The organism is Paenibacillus sanguinis 2301083 = DSM 16941 (assembly GCF_000374825.1).
Classification (GTDB): Bacteria; Bacillota; Bacilli; order Paenibacillales; family Paenibacillaceae; genus Fontibacillus; species Fontibacillus sanguinis.
This window is the reverse complement of the sequence record NZ_KB895376.1, coordinates 209241-228474: the sequence shown is the minus strand read 5'-3', so window position 1 is coordinate 228474 and position 19234 is coordinate 209241. Positions and strand designations below refer to the sequence as shown.

Annotated in this window: 14 protein-coding genes; 12 read left to right on the top strand and 2 right to left on the bottom strand. The window is 51.5% G+C overall.

The genetic code is table 11. From position 1 onward, the window contains the following. Positions 1 to 32: 32 nt before the first annotated feature. From argC to C557_RS0101090, 8 genes are all read left to right on the top strand, one after another. A complete protein-coding gene (gene argC, locus C557_RS0101125) occupies positions 33 to 1085 on the top strand; it encodes an N-acetyl-gamma-glutamyl-phosphate reductase (RefSeq protein WP_026263226.1) in 1053 nt (350 codons plus the stop codon). Between the two features lie 148 nt (positions 1086 to 1233). Continuing rightward, the gene (argJ, locus tag C557_RS0101120) at positions 1234 to 2469 is read left to right on the top strand and encodes a bifunctional glutamate N-acetyltransferase/amino-acid acetyltransferase ArgJ (RefSeq protein ID WP_018749969.1); all 1236 of its coding nucleotides are present in this window, start codon (positions 1234 to 1236) and stop codon (positions 2467 to 2469) included. A gap of 73 nt (positions 2470 to 2542) precedes the next feature. Continuing rightward, positions 2543 to 3382 (top strand): acetylglutamate kinase, encoded by an 840-nt coding sequence (gene argB / locus C557_RS0101115; RefSeq protein WP_018749968.1) that lies wholly within the window; start codon positions 2543 to 2545, stop codon positions 3380 to 3382. Positions 3383 to 3421: 39 nt separating this feature from the next. After that, positions 3422 to 4684 carry an acetylornithine transaminase gene (locus C557_RS0101110; protein WP_018749967.1) on the top strand — a complete coding sequence of 421 codons (1263 nt, stop codon included), beginning with the start codon at positions 3422 to 3424 and terminating at the stop codon, positions 4682 to 4684. Positions 4685 to 4687: 3 nt separating this feature from the next. Continuing rightward, positions 4688 to 5650: an ornithine carbamoyltransferase gene (gene argF, locus C557_RS0101105; RefSeq protein WP_018749966.1), complete on the top strand. Its 963-nt coding sequence runs from the start codon at positions 4688 to 4690 to the stop codon at positions 5648 to 5650. Positions 5651 to 5670: 20 nt separating this feature from the next. After that, positions 5671 to 6906, top strand: coding sequence for an argininosuccinate synthase (locus C557_RS0101100; RefSeq protein ID WP_018749965.1), 1236 nt, complete (start codon positions 5671 to 5673; stop codon positions 6904 to 6906). 41 nt (positions 6907 to 6947) lie between these two features. Beyond that, positions 6948 to 8363, top strand: coding sequence for an argininosuccinate lyase (gene argH, locus C557_RS0101095; protein ID WP_018749964.1), 1416 nt, complete (start codon positions 6948 to 6950; stop codon positions 8361 to 8363). A 456-nt stretch (positions 8364 to 8819) separates the two neighbouring features. Next, on the top strand, positions 8820 to 10820 hold the full coding sequence (locus C557_RS0101090; protein WP_018749963.1) for a methyl-accepting chemotaxis protein: 2001 nt from the start codon (positions 8820 to 8822) through the stop codon (positions 10818 to 10820). Between the two features lie 400 nt (positions 10821 to 11220). Here the strand turns inward: C557_RS0101090 and C557_RS0101085 are convergent, their stop codons facing one another. Beyond that, on the bottom strand, positions 11221 to 12468 hold the full coding sequence (locus C557_RS0101085; RefSeq protein WP_018749962.1) for a CynX/NimT family MFS transporter: 1248 nt from the start codon (positions 12466 to 12468) through the stop codon (positions 11221 to 11223). Between the two features lie 526 nt (positions 12469 to 12994). Beyond that, positions 12995 to 14461 (bottom strand): VanW family protein, encoded by a 1467-nt coding sequence (locus tag C557_RS0101080; protein WP_018749961.1) that lies wholly within the window; start codon positions 14459 to 14461, stop codon positions 12995 to 12997. Positions 14462 to 14684: 223 nt separating this feature from the next. Between C557_RS0101080 and ftsE the strand changes: the two genes are divergently transcribed. The 4 genes from ftsE (at position 14685) to C557_RS0101060 (ending at position 19166) form a co-directional block, all read left to right on the top strand. Then, positions 14685 to 15371, top strand: coding sequence for a cell division ATP-binding protein FtsE (gene ftsE, locus C557_RS0101075; protein WP_018749960.1), 687 nt, complete (start codon positions 14685 to 14687; stop codon positions 15369 to 15371). Further along, positions 15361 to 16275: a permease-like cell division protein FtsX gene (gene ftsX, locus C557_RS0101070; protein ID WP_018749959.1), complete on the top strand. Its 915-nt coding sequence runs from the start codon at positions 15361 to 15363 to the stop codon at positions 16273 to 16275. The genes ftsE and ftsX overlap by 11 nt, the downstream gene beginning before the upstream one ends. A 77-nt stretch (positions 16276 to 16352) precedes the next feature. Continuing rightward, the gene (locus C557_RS0101065) at positions 16353 to 17570 is read left to right on the top strand and encodes a murein hydrolase activator EnvC family protein (RefSeq protein ID WP_018749958.1); all 1218 of its coding nucleotides are present in this window, start codon (positions 16353 to 16355) and stop codon (positions 17568 to 17570) included. A gap of 144 nt (positions 17571 to 17714) precedes the next feature. Beyond that, on the top strand, positions 17715 to 19166 hold the full coding sequence (locus C557_RS0101060; protein WP_018749957.1) for a S41 family peptidase: 1452 nt from the start codon (positions 17715 to 17717) through the stop codon (positions 19164 to 19166). The last annotated feature ends 68 nt before the right edge of the window (positions 19167 to 19234 follow it).

Below are 19234 nucleotides of genomic sequence, written 5' to 3'. Positions count from 1 at the left end.
AAACAAGTTGCCGGAAAGCGAGGTTGACCAGATTGAACAAAAATAAGATAAGAGTAGCAATCGTCGGTTCTACGGGCTATGGAGGCGTGGAACTGATTCGTTTTTTAGGGGGGCATCCGCACGTTGAGATTACCTCTGTGATTTCCGCTTCCAGTGCGGGCGAACGCTTGACGGATAGCTTCCCTCATCTTGCGGAGCTTGTAGTCCAGCCTTTGGACGGCGTGAACCCGCAAGAGATTGCCGAGAAGGCCGACGTTGTATTTACGGCAACTCCATCCGGGGTCAGCGGGAAGCTGGTGCCTGAGCTGCTGGAAGTGGGACTCAAGGTCATTGATCTTTCGGGCGATTTCCGTATTAAGGATGGAGCGGTTTACGAGGCTTGGTACAAGCATGAAGCTCCAGCACCTGAACTGCTGGAAGAGGCGGTTTACGGCTTGGTCGAAATTTACGGCGAATATGTTCGCGGCAAGCACCTGATTTCTAATCCGGGCTGCTATCCGACAGCTACGCTGCTGGGCCTGATTCCGGCGCTAAGTGCGGGATGGATCAAGGGTCAAGGCATTATTATCGATGCCAAATCCGGTGTGTCCGGTGCGGGACGAGGAGCTAACTTGACGACGCATTATGCGGAAATCAATGAAAATATGAAAGTGTACAAAGTCAACAAACATCAGCATATTCCGGAAATTGAGCAGGTGCTGACACAGGTTGCCGGCGAGCCGGTGACGGTGACCTTTACGACGCATTTAACACCAATGACGCGGGGCATCATGAGTACGATGTATGCGGAGCTGCAGGGGGCCTACACGGAGGACGATCTGATCGGACTGTACCGTCAGTATTATGCCGGGCATCCCTTTGTACGGATTCGGGAGAACGGCAAATGGCCGGCTACCAAGGAGGTATTTGGCTCCAACTATTGTGATATCGGCTTTGCCGCCGATTCGCGTACAGGGCGTCTTACTATCATTTCGGTGATTGATAATATCGTCAAGGGTGCAGCGGGCCAGGCCATTCAGAACCTGAACCTGATGATGGGCTGGGATGAAGCGACGGGCCTGCAATTAACGCCTGTATATCCTTAAATAGGTAGTTCAAAAAGTCTCTAGCTTCATCGGGGCTTAAGCGTTTTGAAAAAACGCACATCGGAAGCTTAAGCTTCGGTCCTGCAAACCTGACTTTTTGAACACGCACTAAAAGAGGATACCTTATATATGTGAAGGGAGAACAGCAATGGGAGTGGTTCGTTTATTTAGTGTAGAGTCGGCGGGGGGCGTAACCTCTCCGAAAGGGTTTAGTGCCGGTGGGCTGCATTGCGGCTTGAAGAAAACCTCACGTAATGATCTTGGCGCGATTGTATGCGAGGTGCCTGCGGTAGCGGCAGCAGTATATACGACCAATGTATTTCAGGCGGCACCACTCAAGGTGACGCGGGATAGCATCGTGAGCGGAGGACAGCGGCTGCGTGCCGTTGTCGTGAATAGCGGAAATGCCAATGCCTGCACCGGGGCGCAAGGGGAAAAAGATGCCTATGCCATGCGTGCAGCGGCTGCGCAGGCGTTTGGACTGAGCGAGCAGGAGGTGGCGGTTGCTTCTACCGGAGTGATCGGGGAGCTTCTGCCCATGGATCGGGTTTATACCGGCATTGCCGGCTTGCCGGCTGCGCTGGATGCCAAGGCAGAGGGAGCGGAGCAGTTCTGTCAGGCCATTCTCACCACAGACCTGGTGAAGAAGGAGATTTGTGTGAAGCTTGATGTGAACGGGCGCGAGGTGACGATTGCCGGGGCAGCCAAGGGCTCGGGCATGATACATCCGAATATGGCGACGATGCTGGCATTCGTGACCACCGATGCGGCTGTCGATTCGCAGTCGCTGCAAGGACTACTTGGACAAACGACAGATGTAACCTTCAATATGATTACGGTAGATGGAGATACAAGCACTAACGACATGCTGTTGACCATGGCGAGTGGTCTTGCCGGCAATGAGGAGCTATCTCCGGCCCATGCCGATTGGGATGCTTTCTCCGCTGCGTTTCGTCATGTGTGCCAGACGCTGGCTCAGATGATTGCCCGCGATGGCGAAGGGGCTACACGATTGGTGGAGGTCACGGTCACCGGGGCCGTAAGCGCTCTGTCGGCCCGAGCTATTGCCAAGACAGTTGTTGGCTCTAGCCTGGTCAAATCCGCCGTATTCGGAGCTGATGCGAACTGGGGCCGGATCATAGCGGCAGTTGGCCGGGCAGGTGAGCCGGTCAATCCGGAGACGGTGGATATCAGGCTGGGCGATATTGTCGTGCTAACCGGCTCACGCCCAATTCCTTTTGACGAAGAGAAGGCGCTGGCTTATTTACAAGGAGATACGGTAGTCATTTCTGTGGACCTGCATCATGGCAACGGTACGGCTACGGCCTGGGGCTGCGACCTTACATATGATTATGTCCGCATTAATGCGGCGTACCGGACGTAATGGATTCGCGTGAAACTGTGGCGATGGAACATGTTTGCAAATACCATTTGGGCAAAGGAGCTGTGGGTGACCGATGACTACTGCACGGAGTAATGAACAAATTCCAGCCAAGCCGCCTTCCGGAGGGCAGCGGTTTGTGATGAAGTGTGGAGGCAGTACGCTGGCGGAGCTGCCGGAATCTTTTTTTGGCGATCTCGTCAAGCTACAGCAAGCGGGCATTCAGCCGATTATTGTACACGGCGGCGGACCGGCGATTTCGGATAATCTGGGCAAGCTCGGAATCGAAAGCAAATTTGTTGGTGGATTGCGCTATACGACTGAGGAAGTGCTGGATGTTGTTGAGATGGTGCTGGCCGGCAGTATCAATAAAGCTATCGTAAGAGGCATTGCGCAGGCTGGGGGCAACGCCTTGGGCTTGTCCGGGACCGATGGCGGCCTGCTGCAAGCTAAACCGGTGGCTAATCATAAAGAAGTGGGGCTTGTTGGTGAGGTGACCGCTGTGAATGCTGACCTGATCGGGGGCATACTCGAGCTCGGCTACATGCCAATCATCGCTCCGGTAGGTATCGGAGCTACGGGCCAACGTTACAACATTAATGCGGATACTGCGGCGGGAGCGGTGGCTTCTGCACTCGGCGTTGCACAGATGATTGTTGTAACGGATGTGCCAGGTATTTTAAAGACCGCGGGTGGGGATAAGGTGGTACTTCCGTCCGTGACGGTTCAGCAGATTGAGGACATGATTTTGACCGGTGAAATTTACGGGGGCATGATTCCGAAGGTGCGAGCAGCGGTGGCCTGCATCAGCGGCAAGGTGAATGAGGTCGTGATTGTAGATGGCAGCGAACCGGGAGTTTTGGGCAAGGTGTTGGCCGGCGAAGCCATCGGGACGAAGATTGTACGAATGATGTAGCGACAAAATCTCAGGTGATGGATGGGAGTGAGGCAAGCGATGACACAACAAAGTGATGTGAAAGAAGCAGGGGCAGCGGCGGGGAATGTTACAGAAACGGCTGCCTTTGCAGCAGGGGAGGGCGTGAGCGCGCTATTCCCTACTTATGCCCGTTATCCCATTCAGTTGGTTAAGGGGAAGGGCAGTTTATTATGGGATGCCCAGGGCAAGCAATATCTTGACTTTATGAGCGGGCTGGCGGTAGCCAATCTGGGTCATGCTAACGAGAAGGTTGCAGCCAAGGTGAAGGCCCAATTGGATGAGCTGTGGCATGTCAGTAATTTGTTTCATATTCCGCAGCAGGAGGTGGCGGCGCGGAAGCTGACGGAGCTTAGCTGTGCGGACGCGGTGTTCTTCTGCAACAGTGGAGCCGAAGCGAATGAGGCGGCCATCAAGCTGGCACGTCGTTATCATCAGAAGATCAAGAATAATGGGCGCTACGAGATCATTACCTTCGAGCACTCGTTCCATGGCCGGACATTGGCTACATTAACGGCGACAGGGCAGCAGAAGGTGAAGGATGGATTTCTGCCTTTGCCGGAGGGCTTCGTAACTGTACCTCTGTATGATATCGCAGCTCTGAAGGCCGCCATTGGCCCGCAAACGGCGGCAATTATGCTGGAGATGGTTCAGGCCGAGGGTGGCGTTTACCCGGTCGAGTCTGCCTTTGTGGAGGAACTGGCGGCGATCTGCCAGCAGCATGAACTGCTGCTGATTATTGATGAGGTACAGACCGGTATGGGGAGAACGGGAAAATGGTTTGCGCATCAGCATTACGGCATTGAACCGGACATTTTTACCTCGGCCAAAGGCATTGCCAGCGGGCTGCCAGCAGGCGCAATGCTTGCCAAGGGATATTTACGCGAGGCCTTCTCCCCGGGCAGCCATGCGTCGACCTTCGGCGGTAATCCCGTCGTGTCGACGGCGATTATCGCTACGCTTGAGACGATGGAGGAGGAGCGTATTCCCGAACAGGCGGGCGAGAAGGGGCACTATTTGAAGGCGCTCTTGCAGGAGACTTTTAAAGATGAGCCGTTTGTGCTGGAGGTTCGCGGTCAGGGCCTCTTGATCGGCATAGAATGTGCAGCTCCGGTTGGAGAGATTGTGCTGCTTGGGCAGGAGCGGGGTTTGCTTTTTGTCACGGCGGGGCCCAATGTTATCCGGCTGCTGCCAAACCTCAAGGTGACGAAGGAAGAAATGGACCAGGCTGTGGCCATCTTGGCGGCGATTATTGCTGCGCATATTTCCGGGAAGGGGAACTGAAGAATGGGATTGCTGGAGCAAGCAAAGCAGAGTACCATTGATTTAAAGGGACGCGATTTGGTTGAGCTGACGGATTATACAACCGATGAGATTCACTACTTGATTGATTTGGCTGTGGAACTCAAGCGGAAGCAGAAGCAAGGGGAGGTCTACGAGCCGCTCAAGGGCAAAACCGTGGGCTTGATTTTTGAAAAATCGTCTACGCGGACACGGGTTTCCTTTGAAGTAGGCACCTATCAATTGGGCGGACATGCACTGTTCCTTAGCAAAAATGATATCCAGCTTGGACGGGGCGAGACGATCGCGGATACAGCAGGAGTTATGTCCCGGTACCTGGACGGTATTATGATTCGCACCTTCGGTCACGATAAAGTGGTAGATTTGGCCCGTTATGCTACGGTGCCGGTCATTAATGGACTGAGCGATCAGGCGCATCCGTGTCAGGTGCTGGCCGATTATCAGACTTTATACGAATACAAGGGTACGTTGAAAGGGTTGAAGCTGGCCTATGTCGGTGATGGCAACAATATGGCCCACTCCCTGATGCTTGGCGGAGCGAAGCTGGGTGTGCATGTCTCCGTAGCCAGTCCGGAAGGGTATGAGCCGGACCCGCAGGTCGTAGCGGAGGCCAGGGAAATCGCCCAAGAGACAGGAGCGGTCATTGAGGTTGTTCGCGACCCCAAGACTGCTGTACAGGACGCGGATGCGATCTACACGGACGTATGGGCCAGCATGGGCTTTGAGGCTGAGCAGAAGGCGCGTGAGGCGGCCTTTAAGGACTATCAGGTTGACGAGACACTGGCGCAGCATGCGAAGCCGGATTATGTGTTTATGCATTGTCTGCCAGCCCATCGTGGCGAAGAAGTTAGCGAAGGCGTTATCGATGGCCAGCATTCCATTATTTTTGATCAGGCAGAGAATCGGTTGCATGCGCAAAAAGCGTTGATGGCCGCTTTAATGGGATAATTTAGAGGAGGGACACCAACATGGCAAAAGAAAAAATTGTACTGGCCTATTCCGGGGGACTGGATACGTCCGTCATATTGAAATGGCTAAAAGAGACCTATGATGCAGAAATCATTGCGTTTACCGCTGATATCGGCCAGAAGGAGGAGCTCGACGGACTGGAGGAGAAGGCGCTGGCTACAGGCGCATCGAAGGTATACATCGATGACCTGCGCGACGAGTTTGCCAAGGACTTCATTTATCCCATGTTCAAGTCGGGCGCACTCTATGAAGGGCAATATTTGCTCGGAACCAGCATCGCACGTCCGCTGATCGCCAAGCGGATGGTGGATATCGCTCGTGCTGAAGGCGCAACAGCTATTGCCCACGGTGCTACGGGCAAAGGGAATGACCAGGTGCGCTTTGAGCTGGCGGCAGCAGCGCTCGCTCCTGAGATCGCGGTCATTGCTCCGTGGCGCCTGGATGAGTTCCGCGAACAGTTCCCGGGCCGGGCCGAAATGATTGCCTATGCAGAAGCCAATGGCATTCCGGTCACCGCTTCCGCAGCTAAGCCTTACTCTATGGACCGCAATCTGCTGCATATCAGCTATGAAAGCGGCATGCTGGAAGATCCATGGTTCGATGCCTCTGCTCCGGAGAACAAAGACATGTACTTGCTTAGTGTCTCACCGGAAGATGCGCCGGATGAACCGGAATATGTGGAACTGGAATTTAATCAGGGCGACTGTGTAGCCCTGAATGGGGAATCACTCAGTCCGCTGGCTGTCATGGAGAAGCTGAACGAACTGGGCGGCAAGCATGGCATCGGGCGTGTCGACATGGTCGAGAACCGTTTTGTAGGTATGAAAAGCCGTGGAGTTTATGAGACACCGGGGGGAACGATTCTGTTTACGGCCCATCGGAAGATGGAATCGCTGACGATGGACCGCGAGGTCATGAATTTACGTGATAGCCTGATCACCCGCTATAGCACGCTGGTCTACAACGGCTTCTGGTTTGCTCCCGAGCGGCTGACACTGCAAGCATTGGTGACGGAGAGCCAGAAGAATGTCACCGGTACGGTACGAGTGAAGCTGTACAAGGGGAATATCATTGCGGCAGGCGTGAAGAGCCCGGTCAGCTTGTACAACCCTGACATTGCCACGATGGAGGCCGATCCAACGCAGGCATATGATCAAGGGGATGCAACCGGCTTTATCCATCTGAATGCCTTGCGCTTGAAGGTAAGCGCTGGTGTTGACCAAAGCAAGAAATAAGTCGAAGAGATAAGAACCGGTATCAAAAAGGAGTGGGTCATGTGAGCAAGCTGTGGGGTGGACGCTTTACGAAGCAGACCAACCGTTTAGTCGAAGAATACACCGCTTCGATCGGATTTGACAAGACGCTGGCGGAAGAGGATGTGCAGGGAAGTCTCGCCCATGTCACCATGCTGGGCAAGTGCGGCATCCTGCCGGAAGAGGATGTGGAGACCATCAAGGAAGGTCTGCATGCCGTCCTGCACAAAATAGAGCGCGGCGAGTTGGAATACTCTGTATCCGACGAAGATATTCATATGAACATTGAAAAGCAACTGATCGATGAGGTTGGTTCCGTGGGCGGCAAGCTGCACACCGGACGCAGCCGGAATGACCAGGTAGCGACGGATATGCATTTATACTTGCGCAAGCGTGTCGTAGAATTCGTCGGACTGCTGCAAGACCTGCAGGAATCCTTACTCACGCAGGCCAAAGACAATCTGGATACGATCGTTCCCGGCTACACCCACCTGCAACGGGCCCAGCCCATTTTGTTCTCGCATCATCTGCTGGCCTATGTTTCGATGTTTGGGCGGGATATTGAACGTTTGCAGGACAGCTACAAGCGTATCAATGTGCTGCCGCTGGGGGCCGGGGCGCTGGCAGGGACCACCTTCCCGATCGACCGTCATTTTGTAGCAGAGCAGTTGCATTTCGATGCGGTCTACGAGAACAGCCTGGATGCGGTCAGTGACCGTGATTTCATTCTTGAATTTCTGGCTGATGCGTCCATCCTGATGATGCATCTCTCCCGGCTCAGTGAGGAGCTTGTGCTGTGGAGCAGCACAGAGTTTCGCTTTGTGGAGCTGGATGATGCTTTCTGTACCGGAAGCAGCATTATGCCGCAGAAGAAGAACCCCGATGTTCCGGAGCTTGTCCGGGGCAAAACGGGCCGGGTATACGGCAATTTGATGGGCTTGCTGACCGTATTGAAGTCGTTGCCGCTGGCCTATAACAAGGACATGCAGGAGGACAAGGAAGGCATGTTCGACACCGTAGCCACCTTGCAAGGGGCGCTGCAATTGTTTGGACCGATGATTGCTACGATGAAGGTGAACAAGGAGCGAATGCGCGAAGCCGTGAACCAAGACTTCTCCAATGCGACGGATATCGCCGATTTTCTGGCGAACAAGGGCTTGCCTTTCCGTCAGGCGCATGAGGTCATTGGCAAAACCGTCTTGTACTGCATTCAGAACGGCAAGTATTTGCTGGATTTGACGCTCAATGAGTTCAAGCAATTCTCGCCGCTGTTTGATGATAGCATCTACCAGGTGCTGCAACCGGAATCGGTTGTCAATGCGCGGAATGTTTACGGTGGCACGGCAACCGGACAGGTGAGCGCAGCGATTGAGCGCGCTGAGGCCAAGCTGGCCAGCGGGCGGTCCTGGACCGAAGAATACGCAGCACACAGTAAATAACAGGTCGGCCTGCTTTGTCAGAAGCGTAAGCGGATCGGATGCTTTAACATAGCCCAGGCAACAGAAGAGAAGAGATAGATCCTCGACGAACTGAGGATTTATCTCTTTTTTTTATTATCTTGTTGGCTCAAGCTTGTAACTAGTCATTGACAACAGACTTCTAGGCAGACGAGGTCGCAGGGCTTCTGGAAAAACGATGAGCAACAGCATCGGAAGAATCTTACGAACCAGCAACTCCACTCTCGTTTAGCCATTCAGCCTCTATGGTAGTTTGAAGCCATATAATTATGAAAATAAGTAATTTATCTAAAATTTACACTGAATTACACAGAAATTTCGGGAATTGATAAAGGATTCGTCGTAAAATGTCGAAATATATGTTATATACTAACTTGCCAGGTCGCTTGAATTCGTGCCAAAAGCCCTGAAGGTTATTGTAAAAAGAGGGGAGAACCTATGAAAAAATTTAATTTAACGGCGTTGAAGCTTCGTTTGGAGGGTATGGGGTTACGCAATCGTATGATGCTTATTTTTACCGTGTTGCTGATTCTTCCTAATATATTGATTGCTTATTCCAGCTATTCGAGAGCTGCGGGGCAATTGCAGGATCGAATGAATGACAGTACGCAGTCCAGTGTTGCTTTGTTAAATAACTCGCTTACACATATTGTGGGGGCTGCAGCGCGAAATGTAGAGCAATTGGTTATGGAAATCGATTCGGCGCAGGTGGACAGTAAATCTCCGGAGGCTCGAGCCTTGATCGATTTGTTCGTTGAGAAGCATCCCGAATTGGAAATTGCTGTCTTGGGCAACGAAAACGGCGCCTGGATGAAGTCTCCCGATCCCGGCAACCAGGAATATGATCCTCGTGAAAGGGATTGGTATATCGCTTCTCTAAACAGTCCTGAGGAAACTGTAATTATTGATCCGTTCAAGTCGGCCACCACCGGAAACTATAATTTATTTATTAGCCGAGCGCTCAAGGATCATCAAGGGGCCCTTACGGTAGCTCTTGACCTGGCCGTATTGAATGAAGAGGTTAGTGACATTACACTTGGCGAGCATGGCTATGTCTACATTTTAGACCGCACAAATCGGTACGTATCCCATCCGCGACTTGAGCTGGGGGAAGAAAGTCAAGGGGAGCACCTCGCCCAAATTCAACAAAATCAGTCTGGCCCGCTCGATTATATTGATCCGCTGACAGGGGTAGAACAAAGCGGCTTCTTCGTGACCAATGAGCTCACTGGCCTGAAGATTGTCGGCGTACTGGATGTCGGAGAGTTCAAGGAGGCTTCCTGGCCTATTTTCCGAGATTCCATCCTGGTGCTTGCTGTATCTCTAATTGTGGCGGGAAGCATTATTTACTTTGTTATCCGCCGAATTACCCGGCCTATTGAACAGCTGAATTATTCCGCCCAGCGGGTCAGCGAGGGGGAATTGAATGGGGAAGTTAAGAGCAACCGCAGGGATGAAATCGGACAATTGGCAGCTAATTACAACAATATGCTGGCTTCCCTGCGCAACATGGTACAGGAGATGGCTGAAACTGCCAGCCAACTGACCGTATCCAGCGAAGAGCTCACCGCAGGAACGGAGCAAAATGCCAAAGCGGTGGAATACGTCGTCGAGCTTGTCCAAGAGGCTTCAAACGATGCGGAACATCAAGCTGTAGCATCGGCGGATAGTGCAAGAACGATGGAGGACATGTCAGCAGGAATCCGTAAAATTGCAGAGGCTTCCGGCATGATTGTGGAGTCGTCCGCGCAGACGGTGGATGATGTGAAGCGGGGAAGCGAACGGGTGACAGAGGTCGGGGCTCAAATGGAGCAAATTCGCCAATCCACCCGGCAGTCTGCCGAGCTAATGGAGCAGATGAACGAACTGAGCTTGCAGGTCGCCGGAATGAGCACTGCCATTTCTGGTATTGCCGGACAGACTAACCTGCTGGCGCTGAATGCGGCCATCGAAGCAGCCCGGGCTGGAGAGGAAGGGCGAGGGTTTGCCGTCGTAGCTGGCGAGGTGCGGAAGCTGGCGGAGCAGGCAGGAGAAGCGGCGGAAATGATTCAGCATCATATTGGGCAGATGACTGAACTGACCGGGAGAGCGCATGAGGTCATGGATCAGGAAGTCAACGCGAATGTCGAGCGGGGAATTACCGTGACAGAGGCTGCCCAACAAGCCTTCCAGGAGATCGAGCTTTCCACGCAGCGGATTGCCGAGCAGATTCATGAAGTGTCGGCTATTACGGAGCAGATGTCAGCCAGTGCGGATGAAATCGCCCAATCCGTCGAACAGATTGCCGTGACATCAGCGAAGAGCCAGGAAAGCTTCCAGGGGGTTACGGCAGCTACACAAGAGCAGCTTGCTTCCATGGAGGAAATCTCCTCAGCGTCGGAGGGACTTTCCCGTATGGCGACAGATATGCATACGCAAATTGAACGTTTCAAATTGTAATCAGGTGATTGAGCAGGGGCCCTCCGTTTTAAGGAGGGCCCCTGTTGATTATTGCGCCCACTTGGGAGTCGCGAAGTGCCATCCTCTGCAGGATGAACATTACTGGGAAATCCTCCTGCTAATTTGCGCAAATAAGGTGATTTTTGATACTTAGTTGGAAAAGCTCCCTATAAATTTGCGGTTTAGCCCCAATTCTGACGTTAGGTGCAAAATTATAGGGAGGAATTCCCTGTAATGGTGGGCAACTAGGGGGTGAAATAGGTTTTATATGGAGGATTTCCCGCTAGATAAAACAAGGCAGGTGAGCTAAGCTTCAACACCCCATATCCCCGCATTAGGCCGCTGCAAAAAATTTGAACTGCCCTACTGCAGGAAGTGGGCTTGAAAATCAAACAAGCCCCTACTTGTCGTCCACATATCCTTTGCGGCCGGCCATATAGCCGAATACAATCGTGAGCAAGGAGAGACCGATAATGACAGCCAGTGGTGTGTTCCAGCTTCCACTCTGGTCATGGATGAATCCGAGCAGGATAGGTCCGATGGCAGCCAGAAGGTAACCTACGGATTGGGCCATGCCCGATAGCTGGTTGGCCTGCTGCGCCGTACGAGAACGTAAAGAGAAAAAGACAAGAACCAGGCTGAATGTTGCGCCCGAGCCGCTTCCGATCAGGATAATGAAGAAGGGAGCCCAGGAAGTTGGAGCGAGCCAAATACCTGTGAATCCGAACAGGAAAAAAGCAGATGAGATAGCGGTGAGCAGCTTCTGGTTATGGGTGCGCACGGCGATGAGCGGCATCAGGAAGGAGCCGGCCATGCTAACCAGTTGCATTAATGACAGCATCCAGCCAGCCTGAGCTGCACTCATGCCTTGTCCGTGCAGAATATCCGGCAGCCACGAAATACTGATATAGAACATGATGGATTGAGAACCCATAAAAATAGTGACCATCCAGGCTACAGGAGAGCGCCAGATGCTTTTGGTCTGAACTGGACGGATTGTATCAGTCTGAGCCGCAGATGAGCCACTTATCGCGGCGCTTGTACCGTATCCTTTGGTACGGCGTTTCAATATCAAAAGCAACCAGAGAAAAGCTGTAATTGCCGTCAATAACGACCAGCTTGCCAGCATACCCCGCCAACCAAGTGTTGTATGTGCGAGGGGAACGCTGATTCCTGAGGATATGGCAGCCCACAGATTTAAGGAGGAAGTAAACAGACTGGTCATAAGTCCGACACGAAGTGGGAAGTTGTGTTTGATCAGACCGGGTAACAAGACGTTACATACCGCGATGCCCATTCCTATTAAGGCTGTCCCGGCAAAAAGTGCCAATGTGGAAGGCAAGGAGCGAATAAGAATACCTCCGGTCATCAGCAGCAGGCAATAGAACAAGGTGTGCTCCGTTCCGAGCTTGGCTGCAAGACCGGGAGCAGTGAGAGCAAACACGGCAAAGGCCAGCAATGGCAAGGTAGTCAGCAAACCGGATAAGGTATGAGATAGGCCTGTAGTGGCCTCAATGTCGCCAATGAGCGAACCAACCCCGGTAATAGGGGAACGTAAGGCGGCTGCGGTTACTAAGATAGCTGTGATCAACAGTCCTGCCGAGACGTTGCGTGATTCACTGGTCGGTGAAGAAATAGATTTGTGCATGAGAAAAGAAGCGCCTCCTTCAAATGTGGCCAACGCTGAACGAGTCGATCAAGTCCAGACTTGCCTAGCCTGTCGATCAATAGACCAACTGCTGCTTAAGTATACAGCAAGACGGCAAAAATCGGCAAATGGCGACTTGACCCACCATAAGTCGGGAGAAGGGAGGCGTATAAGAGGTAGTTCAGCCGGGCCTCGTTGCTCACGCAGATCTGTCTACGCTCCGCTACTCAGTCCCTAGCTTCATCCAATTCAAGCGTTTTGAAAAAACGCACATCGGAAGCATGAGCTTCGGTCCTGTAAATCTGACTTTTTGAACACGCACTATAAGAGGTAATTCAAAAAGTCGTCTTCCCATGACGAAGCTGCTCAAGGAGTAATTCGACATCGAATTGAACTTGCAATAACTTACACTATAAGTCTTTTTTGCAGATTTTATCCGAGTAGAATAGACAATTTCCGGGGAAATATTCAGACTGTTGGGAAAAGATATGACATGCTATGCTTCACTTCGCAACAGTTCGACATATTAACGAAAGTTTGGCCCTGTAACTCCATCCTCTAACAATTGGCGACGAGGCTGCTGTGACGATTTCTTTCCTGCACGATCTGTTGTATGGACGGCAATGACGGTGGGGTGTGCAGGATAAGTATCTCGCGAAAGCTGGGTGCGCTCCACCAGTTTGCCATTCATGCGCTTCACACGATACGTCTCAACGACATAGCCCTGTTTTCCGGGAATCAGTATCTGACGGCTTCCCTTGGGCAGAGAGGGATTAGCAACATATTTATTGAGGGCGGGCAGTGTCTTGGTCGTCTTCGATTCTATGGTGTAGCTTACGTTCTCCGGCATATCACCAAACAACTTTACGGTCAGCACCCGGTTCTTGACCTCCGCTCGAATAAGCAGATGTTGGCCGCTGGTATTCTGGAAGCGAAAGTTAATGTATCCCTTGGCAAAGGTGGCATCCTGTCCTTTCGGTAAATAACTGACGGGCAGGGAATGGTTGCGTCGTTCAATAATCTCCAGGCCTGCCCGGACCGCTGCATTATAGAGGGTGCTGGACACCTGACAGATGCCGCCTCCCACTCCGGGAACCAGCTTGCCGCCAAAAATAACGGGTGCTTCGCGAAAGCCATAGGTCTTCTCTGCGTACTCGATGGCCTCCTCATAGTCGAAGATTCCGTTCGGCTCCAGCGTGATCCCGTCAATGCTTCTGGCTGCCGAATCGATATTATGAACGCGTCCTGCTCCACTAGAGAGCAGGCGGGTAGAAAATTGAACAATTTTGCGGCGAATGCCTTCTTTCTTCAAGGATTCTATCGTGACTTCGGGAGAGACAGCCCTTGTAGGAAGCGAGATAGTCAGTGGGCTTAGCGCCTTTGATAGCGGCTTTCGCATTCCACTGCTCTCTTGCGCCTGCTCTAGACGCTTCAATTCCCTGGAAAGCTGCAACGGCAAGCTCATTTTGAGCTCTTCCCAATGGATACGCCGCGCGGGAGTACCGGGTGAATAACGAATCTGATCATCTGGCGTAATGGTCCTTACAGCATTGACAGGATTGCCAAATTGACTTGTTTCCCATTTGGCTGAAAAAATCAGCTTCAAAGCTGCAGGATCGAAGCTGGCATGAATCGGCCAAGTACGAGCGAATTGTCTGCGTATTTGTGCCCGCTCCCATAGGTTCCCGTGGGTAAGATGCTCCAGTTCCTCGCGAAACCCGCGGGCTTGAAAGGAGATGCCAGCTTCTGCCCAGGTTAAGGTCTGAGCATGATCTCCTGTGGTGAAGATGACCTTTTTTTGCTGAAGAGCCGCTAGCTCTTGCTCCAGTCGTTTGAGGGCTTCCTCCGGCGATAGCCGCCCAAGCTCTATGCCGGCTATGACAACCGATGGCGGAAGTGTATCCCGGGCAGTGTACATATATAATGTTCCAAACATTGCTAGGCTTAGAATTGCGGTACTGATGAACAGTGCGATCCAACGTTTCTTGAGCATCGCAGCCTCCCTGAAATGGCGGAATATACGGCTTCCAGCTATGAAGCCAGCCTGTACTATTTATATATATGTTCCAATTTCAAAAACTTTCAGGTACTCAAAAAGTAACATATTTGTTACAATAAAAATCGGACTGCAATGAATTTACTCGTCTTTTAAAGGATTTGGCGGGAACATGTCGAAAGTATGATAGGGTCATCTAAAAGATTTAGGACGTGATGAATTGATAGAAATGCAAGATGTCTGGAAGACATATACGAATGGAACCCACGCCCTCAAAGGCGTTTCAGTCAAAATTGATCGTAATGAATTTGTATATCTGGTCGGACCCTCAGGTGCAGGGAAATCGACATTCATGAAGCTTATTTACCGGGAGGAAGTGCCTACGAAGGGGCAGATTTCCGTAAACGGATTTAATATCGGCAAGCTCAAGCCTCGTAAAATTCCTTATGTGCGTCGAAATATCGGAGTTATTTTCCAGGATTTCCGTCTGCTACCCAAGCTATCAGCCTATGAGAATGTGGCATTTGCCCTGGAAGTGATTGAAGCGCCGAAGAAAGTGATCAAGAAACGCGTCATGGAAGTGCTCGACCTGGTCGGCCTGAAGAATAGAGCCAATCGCGACCCGTCCCAACTCTCCGGTGGGGAGCAGCAGCGTGTGGCAATCGCCAGGGCGATCGTTAACAATCCGTCTGTTATCATAGCGGACGAGCCTACCGGCAACCTCGATCCTGAGACCTCGTGGGGCATTATGCAACTGCTGGACGAGATTAATTTCCGGGGAACGACGATTGTCATGGCAACTCATAATAAGGAAATCGTTAATACGATGCGTAAGCGCGTTATCGCAATTGAACATGGCAACATTGTGCGAGACCAGCTGAGAGGAGATTACGGCTATGAGCATTAGTACCCTCTTGCGTCATTTGCGAGAGGGCGCTAAGAGCGTATTTCGCAATGGCTGGATGTCAGTGGCCTCGATCACTTCCATTATTGTCTCGTTATTCATTTTAGGCGTGTTTTCTTTACTGGTTCTTAATGTGAACTCCTTTGCAGATGAGGCCGACAGTCAAGTACACCTTAAAGCTTATCTAAGCTCCGGGGTGCCGCAGGCTATGATCGATCAACTCCATAATGATATTGCCGCCATGGAGGAAGTTAGTCAGGTAAAGCTCATTCCCAAGGCGGAAGGCTTGAAGGACTTCAGGGAGAAGCTGGGAGATGAAGGCAAGGATTTGCTGGAAGGGTATGACGAAAAGACCAACCCAATCCCCGATACGTTTGAGGTCAAGGTTGTAGAGCCGACAACGGTCCCCCATGTAGCGGACAAAATAACGGCATTAAATGACAAATACAAAGACAAGCCTGTTTACAAGGTTAATTATGGTCAGGGCACGGTGGAGAAGCTGTTTAAGGTCACCCGGGCGATTCGTAATATTGGATTTGCTTTTGTGGCAGGACTTGCTTTAATGGCCATGTTCCTGATCTCCAATACCATTCGGGTCACCATTCTGGCCCGTCGCCGCGAGATTGGAATTATGAAGCTGGTAGGAGCAACCAATGCCTTTATCCGCGGGCCGTTTTTTGTAGAGGGAGCGATGATCGGCCTGATTGGCTCCTTAATTACCGTAGGTGTTCTGTTTGTCGGCTACAATCAGTTGGTTCAGTCGGTGAGCGCAGACATTACCTTAGGGCTTCAACTGGTACCGATCAGTGATGTTGGCCTGGAATTGGGCGGACTGCTGGTGGGGCTGGGATTGTTGATCGGAATTTGGGGCAGCACCATGTCTATTCGCAAGTTTTTGAAGGTGTAATTTGGAGGAAAACAAGTCTGTTTTGTTGATTATGATGAGGTTCTGATAATCTCTGAGAGAAGGATGGGGAAACGAAGTTGAGAAAATGGGTATCCGTAATAGCGGCAGTTGCCGTGGCCGCTCTGATCATTCAGCCTGCGGAAGGTACTGCAAAATCAAAAACCGTTAGCCAAATCGACAAAGAACTGAAGCAACTCCAGCAACAAGTCAAGCAAGCGAAGCAGCAACAGGAGAAAGCAACTAACCAGAAGCAGGAAGCCCAGCACTATGTAAACAAGAACACCAACTATCTAAAAGAATTACTCGTACAGATTGATGCTGTTAGCAACCAATTGAGTAAAATTGCGATGGATATCGAGAACACGGAGCACGATCTGCGTGCAACGGCTAAACAATTGGACGAGACGAAAGCGAGAATCGAGGAGCGTTCCCGTCTGCTCGATTCCCGCATTCGGCTGATGTATACGGATGGAGCCGTATCCTATCTGGATGTGCTGCTATCCTCTACCAGCTTTACTGATTTTCTGGAGCGTGCCGATTCCTTGCAGGCCATTGCCAATCAGGACCATGTATTGCTGGAGGAGCACAAGCATGACAAGGAATTGATCGTACAACAGCAGCAACAACTGGAGCAGGATTATGCCAAGGTTAAGAAGCTTTATGCCGATGCTGAATCTCATAAGAGCCAGCTTGAAGCCAAAGAGGTAGAGAAGCAGCAGCTTATAGCCAAATACAGTGAAGAAATCGAGCAATCGGAAGAAATCAGTGAAGAGCAGGAAGCCTTGCTCATCGAGCTTGCCACCAAGCGTGCGGCTTTGGAAAAGGAAAAAAACAAGCTTAAGGCGGCTCAGGTATACACCTACAGGAAGAAATCTAACGGTTCCGGAGGCTTTAAAGGAAATGGCGGATCGATGAGTGTGCCTGTTAGCGGAGCACGGCTGTCCTCGAATTACGGGACGCGCATCCACCCGATCACCGGCGTACGGAAAAAGCACACCGGTGTTGATATGGCGGCGCCTCAAGGGACGGACATTCATGCGGCCGAGGGCGGTGTCGTGATCGTCGCCGAATGGTGGAGTGGTTACGGCAATACGGTGATCATTGACCATGGCGGCGATGTCTGGACGCTTTACGGTCATATCCGCAACGGCGGCATCAAGGTTGAGAAGGGTCAGCAAGTGAAGAGAGGTGAAAAGATCGCCGAGGTAGGCAGTACCGGTAACTCAACAGGCCCGCATCTTCATTTTGAAGTACGTATTGATGGTAATCCAGTAGACCCTATGCCGTATTTGTAATAAAATAATGCTGTGTTCGCGAAAAACGGATACCCAACCCATCGGGGGTTGGACTATCCGTTTTTCCGGTTGTAAATATTTCTCATTAGCTGGACATATACTATGGGACGTCAGATTCCATCATCAGAGGCGGTGAATTCATCGATGTTTAAGGGGCGTACAGTGGCCTTGCTTGTGGTCGTGACTATGCTGGTCAGTTCTTTACTGACATTGACTTTTACGGGAGAATGGAGCTTTGCCGGATCGGGTCCGCTGCGCAGCGGAATTTTTGCCGATACGGCCAGCTCGGGGGCAAAGGAAGATATCAGGAAGATCGAGACGGCGCTACAACTTGTACAGAACAATTACGTAGAAGAGGTTGACCGGACGAAATTGGTTAATGGCGCCATCGACGGGATGATGGACGCATTGGAGGACCCGTTCTCCTCTTACATGGCCCCGGATACGGCGCAGCAATTCTCGGAGCAGATCGAAGGTTCCTTTACGGGGATTGGTGCTGAGGTGTCATTGGAAAATGGTAATGTTGTGGTAGTGTCTCCGATTAAGGGTTCCCCTGCGGAGAAAGCGGGCATTCAGCCCAAGGATATTCTGCTGGCGGTTAACGGGGAGCCGCTGGATGGGCTTGGCTTGAATGAAGCAGTAGCTAAAATTCGCGGTCCTAAAGGCACTATAGCGAAGGTGAAGGTCAAGCGTAGTGGTTCCGCTACTCCGCTGGAGTTTAACATCAAGCGTGATGATATTGCACTGGAGACTGTGTACGCGAAGATGGAAAGCGGCGGTATAGGCGTGCTTGAAATTACGGAATTCTCGATGAATACGGTGGAACGGTTCAAGACCGAGCTGGACACGTTGGAGAAGCAAGGAATGAAGGGTCTCGTCATTGATGTACGGAATAATCCGGGTGGTGTGCTTAACGTTGTTGAGGCCATGTCGGAAATGTTCGTGCCTCAAGGCAAAGTGATTGTACAGGTAGAGAACAAGAACAAGGAGCGCCAGCAGACGACTTCCAACGGCCAAGGCAAGAACTACCCGATTGTTGTAGTAACGAATAAGGGAAGCGCCAGTGCATCGGAAATATTGGCTGGTGCGCTCCAGCAATCGGCGGGAGCCAAGCTGGTAGGAGAAGCTACCTATGGCAAGGGTACGGTGCAATCCAGCTACGGCAGTGAGATGGGCGATGGAAGCTTGTTGAAAATAACGGTGGCCAAGTGGTTGACGCCAAATGGAGAGTGGATTCACAAGAAAGGCATACAGCCGGACGTTGTGGTATCGCAACCGGACTACTTTACCGTGGCGCCGATCAACAAGGAGAAGACCTATCAGTACGATATGCTGGGAGATGATATCAAGAGCGCTCAAACGATGCTGGACGGCCTTGGCTACCAGCCTGGTCGGAAGGATGGGTATTTCGACAAACATACGGAAAACGCATTGAAGAAATTCCAGGTGGCCCAGAAGCTTAAGCCATCCGGGGTGCTTGATGCGAAGACCGCAGAAGCGCTGGAGAGCCGTCTCATCGAACAAATCCGTGATCCTAAAAATGACGTGCAGTTAAATCGCGCGGTGGAGGAAGTGCGGAAGGAGATTGGCTCATAAACGTCGAATTCTTCTCTTAGAAGGCTGAACTTCGGCCTTCTTTTTTTCTTGAATGGATTATGATGAAC